This window comes from Caloramator mitchellensis (assembly GCF_001440545.1).
Classification (GTDB): Bacteria; Bacillota; Clostridia; order Clostridiales; family Caloramatoraceae; genus Caloramator; species Caloramator mitchellensis.
Genome location: NZ_LKHP01000024.1, coordinates 1 through 10,363, shown reverse-complemented (window position 1 = coordinate 10,363; position 10,363 = coordinate 1). Strand labels below are relative to the sequence as shown.

The following is a 10,363-nucleotide window of genomic DNA, read 5'->3' as shown; positions in this document are numbered from 1 at the left end:
AAATAGTAGAAGGCAATTCTTAGGACAAGCACCAAACAGCAAACCCCTTGATTTTTCTATCTTTTTTCACATTGTTAATTTATTCCACTTTACAAAAATATATCGATTTTTATTCCCGTTGCAGTATGGTTGCAGTATTTTTTAAACTGCTATAAGCCTTGATTTTTCATACTTGGCAGGTAGTTATTATTTTTTATTGCAGTATTTCAACAAGTATTTTATAGGTATTACTCTGTTACTAAAATCGCTCTAAAAGGCTCTAAATCGTTTCTAATGGCATTATAATTTTATATTTACCTGTATTTCTTTCTATTTTCTTTTAAAAAGCTGCAGCAATGCCCCCTTGTTATATCGTCCTTGTTCGGGTTTTTGAGAGTGGGTCGCTCCGGTGTCGCTGGAGTTATACTTGTTTCAATGCCCGGGGGTGTTTTATTCCTGCTACTCTAACCATTTCTCCCAGTTAGGGAAAAATGTTAATTACTTTTAGTAGCCAACCCAATATTATTAGATAGGCTACTATTGTTAAGATAGTTTGTTAATCTCTATCCCTCTATATACTCTTTTAAATATCTTACCCATTCATCACCGCCAACCTTTTCCCTTAGTGCTGCAATTTCTTTTAGTATTTCGTCATGCTTTTTTTTGCGGTATAGTATCCCTAACCCATCCATGTAATATCCTGCAAATTTAAGATTTTTCATATATTCGCTTAATGCAATGACTATTAAATATTTGTCCCTTTGTGATAGCTCCATGTCATCACTCCTTAATGCTCTCTGGTATATCATCAATTATTGTTACCCCTACATCACCAGTAATACTTAATTTGTCCGCAGGTCTTAAATCAACTCTATCAAGGACATCTTTTACCGCTTGCAGCCTTACACTCTCCGCATCCGCTTCAAGTAATTTATCCAATTCCCTTATTGCTTTTGGTGTCATTCCTATTAGCTTTCTTTTCATGTCCTGCAATATTTCGTTTTCAAAAACCTTAATAGCTTGCTTAAATTCATCCTGCTGTTTCCATCTGCTTATAGTTACCTCGCTAATGTTAAACTTTTTAGCAATATCTCTTTGACTTGAATATCCTTCGGCTATTAATTTAGCTACTTCTAATTGTTTCTTTGATAAGCCCATAATATCACCTCGTTTTATCATTTTTTAACATTTAGACGTTTCTTTTTTCTCGGAAACGTGAATATATTATCTTCCTTTAATGAATTTCTGAAAACGCAAATTTCCGTTTTCAACGCAAAGACTATTTTACTCTAATTCAGTTTAATAAAGGACTCCTCAAATTTGTGGAGTCAACTTAGGAAGGAAGTTGATAATTTTATTTTTATATCTAAACCCAACCTGCGGTCGGCTCTTCACCTCATCAGTTTGTTTCTCTGGAAGAACCTATAATTTTGTCAACTTTTTGTCAGCTTTCTGACAACCAAATGGTTGTGAGTATTTATTTATCAAGTTATCTTTAGCCCCCCAATTTTTAGGGACGCTAAATATTTACCTTAACTCCAAACCTTTCCCTTAATCTCTCTCTTTCTAAAATAATGACTTCTACTATGCTGCTATTATAATAACTTTCCTTGACCTTAGGCTTAGAATAATCAACCGCACTTAGATAACTTGTCCTTTTGTCTAAATAATCATCAAACAATATCCTTAATAACTTTGCTTTTGACCTTGCTTTTCTTAATACAGATTCACTAAACTGCCTTGCCTTTTCTTCTGGTATCTCAAGGATTCTACATATCTGCTTTTCCGTTAAATTGTTTATATGTTTCAGCTTTAAAAATTTAATTTCCTTATCGTTTAAACGTTCGGATAATATATCCCATAACTTTTTTAATTCTTTTAGCTCCGTTTCCTCAACAAAATTTATAGTCTTATCCTCTAATGTGTCCATTAAAGTAATGTTTCCTTCTTCTTCATCACCTATATTTTCATCAAGGCTTAATGTGTCCTCATGTCCTTCTAATGCCCTTCTAATCGCTTGCTTTATCCAATATACTGCATAAGTTGAAAACTTGCAGCCTAATGCTGGGTTGTATTTGTCTATTGCCTTAATTAACCCTATTATTCCTACTTGCTCCAAATCCTCAAGGTCATAATCTTTATAACTGCTTACCTCAAACATTATGAAAAATCGCTTAGCGTAACACTTAACAAGGTTAATATTATTTAAAATAAGCATTTCTTTAGCCTTAACATTACCGTTAGAATACAATTCAAATAATTCTTCATTCGTCAAGGTCATCACCTCTAATTTGCAGCTTTTCCGTCAGCCATGAGCCTTTTTATTTCTCCTTAGGATTTAGCCTTTTCATTACTCATTTTTACTTTTTCTTCCTTGTGTGTATTATCTTTTTGCTCAAGATACCCTACATATGTAAGGTATCTTATTGTAGAATGTTCAAGCATTGCAAAGAATAAGCCTTGAATAAATGTGAAATGTTTAATACGAACTTGAAAAGGAAATTTAAAATCCTGCTGCCGGACGGAATTTGTCTTTAAAATTTCATTTTACAAATTTATTTAAAATGAAGGCTGGTCGCTCGGTATCCTTAGGTTATTAAATAATTTTCCTAATAGCCCTACCCCCTTTAACTTCATTTAGGGAATTTTTTGTAAGCGAAACTGCCCCGCCCGGTCTGTATTGAAAAGGTATAGATTTTTATATCCCCCTACCCCCTTGCCCTTTTTGAAACTTGATGTGGGAATTTTTTATTTACAGAGGTGGGCACGTGGTGGACAAAGTTTTATAATTTTAATTTGCAGCTCTACCATATAATTATAATCTAAATAACAAAGGCTGAGAATTTAGTCCCAACCCTATTATACCACTTCTTTAAATTGTGATAATGAGCCTATTAATTGAAACTGCGGCAACCATAATAATTTTATTATGCCAGTGTTTCCACTTCTATTCTTGGCTATGTTTATTTCAATCATGCCTTTACTATTTGTATTGCTATTATAATATTCGTCCCTATAAAGTAGCATTACTACGTCCGCATTTTCTTCTATTCCGGAACTTTCTTTTAAATCTGCTAAACTTGGTCTTTTGTCTGCTCGTGCATCTGGACTACGATTCAATTGGCTTAATGCTATAACCGGTATATCTAAGTCCATTGCTAAATTTTTAAGAATAATACAAACATTTGTTATCTTTTCCCTTATCGTATCACCTAACCCCGATAAGTTTAATCGTCCTATATGGTCGACTACTAACATTTTAAGTTTACCTTGCATTTTTAACTTTTTCGCTTGCTTTATTATGTCGTCAATATGGATTCCTGCTTTTGAATAGGTATAGCATTTTTGATTGCTTAGGATATTAAAGTCCTTTATTAGCTTGTCCCATTCTTTTTCGTTTAATAGTCCTCTCTCTAGCCTTTGGGTGTCTATTTTGCTAAACATTGCTGCCCTTCTAAGTCCTAATTCTTCTTCTGGCATTTCAAGGCTATAATATAAAACATGGTGATTCTTTGATATATTTTGAACTATATTCAAGGCTGCTGCTGATTTACCCATTCCAGAACGTCCAGCAATTATATAAAACCTTCCATTTTGAAACCCATTAATTGCCTTGTCTAAGTCAACAATACCGCTTTTTAGTCCTAATATGTCCTTCTTATTCTGATTATTTTCTATTTCGTCAAATGTCTTTGAAAACAAGTCCTTATCTGACATTAGCTTTTCTTCGTCTTGGCTATCTATGTTGTATATTTCTCTTTGAATAGCAAAATATATTTCATCAAACCCCTTGTTATTCTTAATTTCGTCTACTGCTCTTAGAACAGTTTCGTAAAGTTTTCGCAATCTTGCTTTTTCTTTTATTATCGAAACTTTTGTTTTATCTAGTTTAGCCTTAGCAATGATAAGATTAGATAAATAAGACATTCCGCCTATGTCCTGCAAATTCCCCTTAAAGTATTCAATCAAATTTGTTTCGTCAATCTTTATATCCTTGTTAAACAATTCTTGCATTGCCTTATAAATCAACTTGTTCTTAGTATCAAAAAATTCCTCTGCTCTAAGGTTAATTTCTGTCATTGAGTTGTTATCGTATAAAATTGCAGCTAAAACCTCAACCTCTGCTTGAATGTTATAAAGATTACTTATCGGTTGCATTATTATCACCACCTTTAAGGAAACTAAAATCAAATTCTTTCCATGTGTTATTTATATTTACCTCTGCCTTAAAAATATCTGCCATGCTTGGAGCAAAGGAAACGTTTTTTAATACCCAATCGATTCTTTGTTTAAATTCTTCGTCTGTCATGTCCTTCATGTATTCAAACCATTGTTTTATCCTTTCAATGCTTGGATTGAAACCTTTTTCACTAAATTCATTTATAAGCCTTTTTATACCGGATTGAAATGTCGATTCAGTCAACATTATTAAAAACCTCCTCCCATGCTATTTCTTTCTTAGGTTTCTTCTCAAATTCTTTTTCAACTTTTTCTACTACCCAATTAAGAATAGCTCTATAATCGTCTTTGTATTTTTTCCCTTTTGCTCCTTTGTAATTATCTAAGACCTCAATCATTCTTTTGGTTTTTTCTTCTCCATATTTTTTAATTAAAGCATTATATTGCTGCTCTGACATACTAACAAATTCTGCATACTTTATTTTATTAATATCCTTTTTAGTTGTTTTTTTCTTTCCCATTTCTTCATTTTGAGGAAGTGGACTATATATATTATTATTATTGTTATTATTAATATTGTTATTTTTATATTCTTCATTTTGAGGAAGTGGATTTTCCTCATTTTGAAGAAGTGGATTTTCACCCATTTCCTCATTTTGAAGAAGTGGATTTCCTTCAAAGCCTTGATATTCTTTAGTTTTCCCCACTTCCTCATTTTGAGGAAGTGGAAGAAGTTTATAAATTACCTTGCTATATTGTCCTTTGAGATTGTTTTCCTTTGATTTATTTATATAACCATGGTCAATTAACAAGGTTAAATGTTTATAAAATCGATTTTTGTGTATTTTTAAATCACTTAAAATCAATTCAAGCGAAGGAAATGCTAAACCGTTATTTCCTGCATAAGTTGAAAGATAAGCATATATTGCTTTAGCCTCAATGCTTAACCTTGTATCCTTCATTACTTGTTTAGGTATTATTCCATAACCTGCGACCTTTGTTGTTTCCTCTCCCATTTAATCACCTCTTGCCCTTGGTATTACGTTCAAGCTCCCTCACCCCCAAAGGCAGCTTTGCTGCACTTACTAAACTTGGTATGCGGAAAATTCCGCACACCTTCAATTTTTCTTTTCCTCAATCGTTTGTAGCATTTTAATTGCAATGATTAGCTTGTCTATCTTCTCGTCAATTGAAGATAACCTTGCGTCTAAGGTCTTATTAATTTCGTCCATACAAGTAATAAGAATTTCAAGTCCCGTTTCAATCATCATAAAATAATCACCTCTTAATTTTTTGTAAAATTTCTTTATTTCTTCTTTATTTTCGCTTATAATTAAATTGCGTTTAGTTTATTTTTTTACTTCCTTATGGAAGTTTCTTTTTTTATTGCAGCATTAATTATTGCTTGCTTTAGGTCGTTTATATATTCTTCCTTTGGAACATTTGAATTTATAACTACTATAATGCACCCGTTAAAATATGTTGCTATAAACTTTAAGTCAATTTTAACTGTAACCTTTTTAATGATTAAACGTTTATATCTTTCTTGCAGCTCCTTCAAAGAGGTGCATTTTTTTATCCTTGTTGCTGAAAACATTCTTGCTTATCCCCCTTGTAACAAATATCATCAACCCCTAAAAAACTTTGTTCCTAACTCTCTAAGTCTTTTTACCTTTTCCGATTCGTAAATTGTAACCCCATCAATAGAAATTCTAAGAATATGCTTGTCCAATTCAATTTGTTCGTTAACATTTAGCATGATTTATCCCCCTATTTGAATTTTTTCTAACCTTTGCTTAGCTCTGACAAGTCTTTGCGTCCTTTGAATTAACTTTTCCCTTTGCTCTGGATTCTTAATTACCTCTTTCATAACAAGTTTTTTAAGCAACTTTATTTGCTGCTTCTTCAATTTTTCAATTCTTGTCAAAGTATCACCACCTTTAACCCTGCCATGAAGTTTCATTAACCCACTTATAAAATGCTTCTCTTGGAATTAGGATTCTTCTTTTTGCTGCTTGTATCTTAGGAAAGTCCTTCCTATGAACTAAGTTAAGCATTGTATTATAACTTACGCCTAATAACTTTGCAGCTTCATCAATGTTAATCGTTAACCTTTGTATCTTTTCTTTTAATGCGTCATCTGTGTAAATTTCGTATTGCTTTTGCTCCATATAAGCATCCCCTTTCAGTTTTATTGAAGGTTAAAGCTATCGTTTTTGATAACTTCTTTCAGACTCTCAATTGTTTGCTTTAGAACTGACATTGACAACTCAACTTTCAACTTGTCGTCATAGGCTTTAGACTTCTGGATTCCTTCAAGCATACTTGCTACAATTTGCAGCATTAACAAATTTGCACTGTTTGACATTTTAAAGTCCCCTTTCCTTTGCTTATTAAATAAGCAATTTTTTGATATGAAATTTTTAGAAGGTATAAATATATTACCTCGGTATTTAATAGTCTTGTTTTATAAGCTGTGCTTGTGCAACTCTGTGCAAAAATCGATTTTAAATTATACTTTAGCAACTAATCTTTTTGCTCTTTCACTTAAAGCCCTTCTTGTTTCCTCTGAAAAATTCATTTTCTTAGGTGGTCTAACTCCTAACCAATCCTTAGGCACTATAAAGGTAAATCCACCTTCTCCATTATCTCTTTTGAGTTGCACTTCCCCAGGTCTTTCCTTAACCAATTTCTTTAACTTTGTGATTAAAGCTCTGTTATAAGTAAAAATTTCTGCTTCTTTGTCCTTTTCATTGAATAGGACTATTGTTTCCCTTTCCTCAAGTGTTAAACCCATAAACAAAACCCCTTCCTTTTGTTCAGTTGTTCTTGCAGCTTTCCAACTTCTCAAGCCTTTTCTTTAAATCGTCATTTTCCATTTGAAGAATTTTAAATCTGATTGTCATTTCAGCGTTTTTTGAAGTTAGGTCTTTAATATCGTTGATAAGTCCCTCAATTATGCTCTGCTGCCTTTGGCATTGACACATATTTTCACCTTCTTTCGTTTATGCGTTACCTTTAATTAGGGTATCATGCCTTAACATTTCATTAGCTCATACAATTTTGAAAATCTCGTCAAAGTCAACTTCTAGTGCGTCCGCTATTGCTTTTGCTGTTTTAGGTCTTGGTGAGGATTCCCCTGCCTCTAATCTTGAAATTATTGAGAAATTAATTCCAGTTCTGATGCCAAGTTCTCTTAATGTCCAACCTTTTTTAATTCTCAATTCTCTTATCTTACTTCCATTGGCTTGAATATGCGACATAGCACCACCTCTTAGTAATTTGTTGAATTTATATTTTTTGTTTCGTTTATTCGTTGATTTTATTATAAATCAATAATTTATTGTTTGTCAATACAACAATTTAATATTTTGTTGTTTTTTGTATTAAAATGCTTTATAATATAATCAGAACTATTAATGGAAGGAGGTATGCAAAAAATGTTTTCACAAAGACTTAAAGAATTAAGAGAAGAGAAAATGATAACACAGGCAAAATTAGCTGAAGAAATAGGTGTAACCCCTCAAAATATTTCATATTTTGAAAAAGGTCGAGAACCAAGTTACGATATTTTAATTAAATTGGCTGATTATTTTGGAGTTACAACCGATTATTTGATAGGAAGAAGTCCATACAAAACGACTGAAGAAGAATTTGTAATAAAAAATTTAGAAGAAAAATATAATTTAAATCAATTTGACGACTGCATTTATGTCAACAATGAAAGTAAAGTTATTTTAAATAAAATCATTACAAGTAAAATCGAACCTCTTTACAAAAACTTAATTATGTTTGTTAGAAAACATTTATTTTTTAAAGATATGGATAATACAAACGAAAAATTAGAACTTAATAATATATTTGAAATGCTAATTGGAGATTTGTCATCCTTGTTTGAAAAAATTATTGAACTTTCTAAAAACGATTATTATTTTTATGCTCTATATCCTAATTTAATTAAACTACACTTAAATAATTCACCTATTCCATTCGAATTAGAACAAAAAGTTAATAAGATAACTGCCATGGAAGAAATACCTAAAATTAACCACTATTTCATCGAAGAAATTAGACCTTTATTAGATATAATTTACGCTGATTTACTTGAAATGTTTAGTTTTTATAATGTAAATGTTTCTAGTAACGCTAATGATTTATTTAGCTTTATTAGTGATTATTTTACTAAAATGTCTGATAAAGATAAGAATTTTGCTGATAAGGTGATAAAAAATATAATGGATAAAAAGTTTAGCAATACTACAAGCACAAATGAAATTGAAGTTGATAACAACATACCATTTTAATAAAAATGAGTGCCAGAATTGGGGAAAATGAATTTATCTTCAAAGAAGGTGTTATAAATGCCTAAGAAAAGAGGTAACAACGAAGGAACTATATATAAGCGTCCTAATGGGACTTGGTGCGGACAAATTACACTCGGAAGAAGTGAGGACGGAAAACTAAAAAGACAATCATTCTACGGGAAAACAAGGCAGGAAGTTGCTGAAAAGATTAATAAGGCAATTAACTCTTTTGCTGCTGGTGTATTAGTTGAACCTTCGCAGCTTACTTTGAGTAATTGGCTTAATACTTGGCTATTTGAATATAAAAAAAGCAACCTTAGACCTTCTACGCTGCAAAGTTATGAATATCTTATCCGTTACCATATTAACCCTGCATTAGGACATTATAAGTTAAAAGAATTACGTTCGGAGCATTTGCAAATGCTTTATAATGACAAGTTAAAAGAAGGATTGTCGCCCAGAACTGTTAAATATATTCATACTGTCTTACATGGTGCATTAAAGCAGGCAGCAAAAAATAATATAGTTGCTCGAAACATTTCCGAAGCAACTATACTTCCTAAACAAAGAAAAAAGGATATTAAAGTTTTAACACTTGAGGAACAACAAAGATTTTTAAATTCTCTTGAAGGTGAGCGTTTAAAATCAATATTTATTATAGCACTTGCTACCGGTATGCGACAAGGTGAGTTGTTAGCTCTTACATGGGATAATGTAAACTTTAAAGAAGGGACTATTACAGTTAAAAGGTCATTGAAAAGAGTTAAAAACTTTGATTCAAACATAAAGAAGAAAACAATAGTTATATTTCAAGAACCTAAGACCAATGCAGGCAATAGAATTATACCGCTGCCACCTGCAGTATTAGAGGAATTAAAAAATCATAGGAAAAGGCAACTTGAAGAAAAGTTAAAAGCTGGTGAAGTTTATGAAGATAATAACCTTGTATTTGCAACTGAACTTGGAAAACCTATTGAAACAAGGAATTTAATGAGGACATTTTATCGTATTTGTGAAAAGGCTAATATTGATATTAATTTCCATGCTCTACGACATACTTACGCTACAAGGCTGCTTGAAGCAAATGAGCATCCAAAGGTCGTTCAAGAAATATTAGGTCATAATGATATTACAACAACTTTGAATATATATTCCCACGTTATGCCTGAGGTTAAAAAAGCCGCAGCATTGAAAATAAATCATTTATTTGAATTGGATAAATCAAATAAAAAATCTAAGTGATTATTTTTTAACTTACTTGGCTATGATATAATTATATTATCACTTCCGGAGGTGTTTATATATGGATAATCAAAGTTTATTAGCAGCATTTGAAGAATTACTTGATAAGAAACTTGAACCTATTAACAATAAACTTGAAAAAATTGAAGGGAAATTAGATTCTGTATTTAATCAAGTTGCTGACCTTACTGAATTTAAAACGGACGTTAATACTAAACTTGATAATATTTCAAGTGAAGTTAGCGAAATTAAAGAAGATTTATCGGCAGTTGAGCTTGTAACTTCTAAGAATTGGAATGAAATTGCTCGTTTGAAAATAGCTAAGTAATAAAGGGATAGGTAATTTGCCTACCCCTTTATTTTTTCGCCCACTTCTGGTCGAAGGTATAAACCTATTGCCTAATCAATTCACCCTATAACTACAACTGCTATTATCGTTGCGATTCAAGTCTATAATCAATTTTAAAGCTATCCTAATATCTGCTTTCAATAAAGGAACCTAGCAAACGGAATTTTCCGTTTACCAAACTATGTAGCAAATAAAAATGCAGGCTGCTAAAATACAACCTGCGAAATAAAATTTTTTCTGGTTGCAGTATGGTTGCAGTATTTTTTGATTTTTGCAGCATACTGCAATTGCTAAAACTCTTGAAAATACT

18 protein-coding genes are annotated in these 10,363 nt (G+C 31.7%); 3 read left to right on the top strand and 15 right to left on the bottom strand.

Features of this window, described 5'->3' with window-relative positions; translation table 11 throughout:
- Positions 1–542: 542 nt before the first annotated feature.
- The 15 genes from ABG79_RS11680 to ABG79_RS11630 form a co-directional block, all read right to left on the bottom strand.
- The gene (locus tag ABG79_RS11680) at positions 543–755 is read right to left on the bottom strand and encodes a hypothetical protein (RefSeq protein WP_057979650.1); all 213 of its coding nucleotides are present in this window, start codon (positions 753–755) and stop codon (positions 543–545) included.
- A gap of 4 nt (positions 756–759) precedes the next feature.
- Positions 760–1,158, bottom strand: a complete 399-nt coding sequence (locus tag ABG79_RS11675) for a phBC6A51 family helix-turn-helix protein (protein WP_152978251.1) — start codon at positions 1,156–1,158, stop codon at positions 760–762.
- Positions 1,159–1,498: 340 nt separating this feature from the next.
- Complete coding sequence (locus ABG79_RS11670; protein ID WP_057979648.1) at positions 1,499–2,254, bottom strand: sigma-70 family RNA polymerase sigma factor; 756 nt, start codon at positions 2,252–2,254, stop codon at positions 1,499–1,501.
- A 584-nt stretch (positions 2,255–2,838) separates the two neighbouring features.
- Positions 2,839–4,137: a replicative DNA helicase gene (locus tag ABG79_RS11665; RefSeq protein ID WP_057979647.1), complete on the bottom strand. Its 1,299-nt coding sequence runs from the start codon at positions 4,135–4,137 to the stop codon at positions 2,839–2,841.
- Complete coding sequence (locus ABG79_RS11660) at positions 4,121–4,405, bottom strand: hypothetical protein (protein ID WP_057979646.1); 285 nt, start codon at positions 4,403–4,405, stop codon at positions 4,121–4,123. Before ABG79_RS11660 ends, ABG79_RS11665 begins: the two co-directional genes overlap by 17 nt.
- On the bottom strand, positions 4,395–5,174 hold the full coding sequence (locus ABG79_RS11655; protein WP_057979645.1) for a helix-turn-helix domain-containing protein: 780 nt from the start codon (positions 5,172–5,174) through the stop codon (positions 4,395–4,397). The genes ABG79_RS11660 and ABG79_RS11655 overlap by 11 nt, the downstream gene beginning before the upstream one ends.
- A gap of 102 nt (positions 5,175–5,276) precedes the next feature.
- A complete protein-coding gene (locus tag ABG79_RS12580) occupies positions 5,277–5,429 on the bottom strand; it encodes a hypothetical protein (protein ID WP_160318248.1) in 153 nt (50 codons plus the stop codon).
- Positions 5,430–5,515: 86 nt separating this feature from the next.
- Complete coding sequence (locus tag ABG79_RS11650) at positions 5,516–5,755, bottom strand: hypothetical protein (protein ID WP_057979644.1); 240 nt, start codon at positions 5,753–5,755, stop codon at positions 5,516–5,518.
- 30 nt (positions 5,756–5,785) lie between these two features.
- Positions 5,786–5,917 (bottom strand): hypothetical protein, encoded by a 132-nt coding sequence (locus ABG79_RS12760; protein WP_278287124.1) that lies wholly within the window; start codon positions 5,915–5,917, stop codon positions 5,786–5,788.
- Positions 5,918–5,920: 3 nt separating this feature from the next.
- Entirely contained in the window at positions 5,921–6,085 is a 165-nt protein-coding gene (locus tag ABG79_RS12575) for a hypothetical protein (protein WP_160318247.1), read from the bottom strand.
- A 13-nt stretch (positions 6,086–6,098) separates the two neighbouring features.
- On the bottom strand, positions 6,099–6,329 hold the full coding sequence (locus ABG79_RS11640) for a helix-turn-helix domain-containing protein (RefSeq protein ID WP_057979642.1): 231 nt from the start codon (positions 6,327–6,329) through the stop codon (positions 6,099–6,101).
- 20 nt (positions 6,330–6,349) lie between these two features.
- Positions 6,350–6,526, bottom strand: a complete 177-nt coding sequence (locus ABG79_RS12570; protein ID WP_160318246.1) for a hypothetical protein — start codon at positions 6,524–6,526, stop codon at positions 6,350–6,352.
- Between the two features lie 144 nt (positions 6,527–6,670).
- Positions 6,671–6,955: a hypothetical protein gene (locus tag ABG79_RS11635; RefSeq protein WP_057979641.1), complete on the bottom strand. Its 285-nt coding sequence runs from the start codon at positions 6,953–6,955 to the stop codon at positions 6,671–6,673.
- A gap of 22 nt (positions 6,956–6,977) precedes the next feature.
- Positions 6,978–7,145, bottom strand: a complete 168-nt coding sequence (locus ABG79_RS12565; RefSeq protein ID WP_160318245.1) for a hypothetical protein — start codon at positions 7,143–7,145, stop codon at positions 6,978–6,980.
- A gap of 66 nt (positions 7,146–7,211) precedes the next feature.
- Positions 7,212–7,421 (bottom strand): helix-turn-helix domain-containing protein, encoded by a 210-nt coding sequence (locus ABG79_RS11630; protein WP_057979640.1) that lies wholly within the window; start codon positions 7,419–7,421, stop codon positions 7,212–7,214.
- A gap of 168 nt (positions 7,422–7,589) precedes the next feature.
- Here ABG79_RS11630 and ABG79_RS11625 point away from each other — a divergent pair, with 168 nt between their 5' ends.
- The 3 genes from ABG79_RS11625 (at position 7,590) to ABG79_RS11615 (ending at position 10,032) form a co-directional block, all read left to right on the top strand.
- On the top strand, positions 7,590–8,462 hold the full coding sequence (locus ABG79_RS11625; protein WP_152978250.1) for a helix-turn-helix domain-containing protein: 873 nt from the start codon (positions 7,590–7,592) through the stop codon (positions 8,460–8,462).
- Positions 8,463–8,519: 57 nt separating this feature from the next.
- Positions 8,520–9,704 (top strand): tyrosine-type recombinase/integrase, encoded by a 1,185-nt coding sequence (locus ABG79_RS11620; RefSeq protein ID WP_057979638.1) that lies wholly within the window; start codon positions 8,520–8,522, stop codon positions 9,702–9,704.
- 61 nt (positions 9,705–9,765) lie between these two features.
- Complete coding sequence (locus ABG79_RS11615) at positions 9,766–10,032, top strand: hypothetical protein (RefSeq protein WP_057979637.1); 267 nt, start codon at positions 9,766–9,768, stop codon at positions 10,030–10,032.
- The last annotated feature ends 331 nt before the right edge of the window (positions 10,033–10,363 follow it).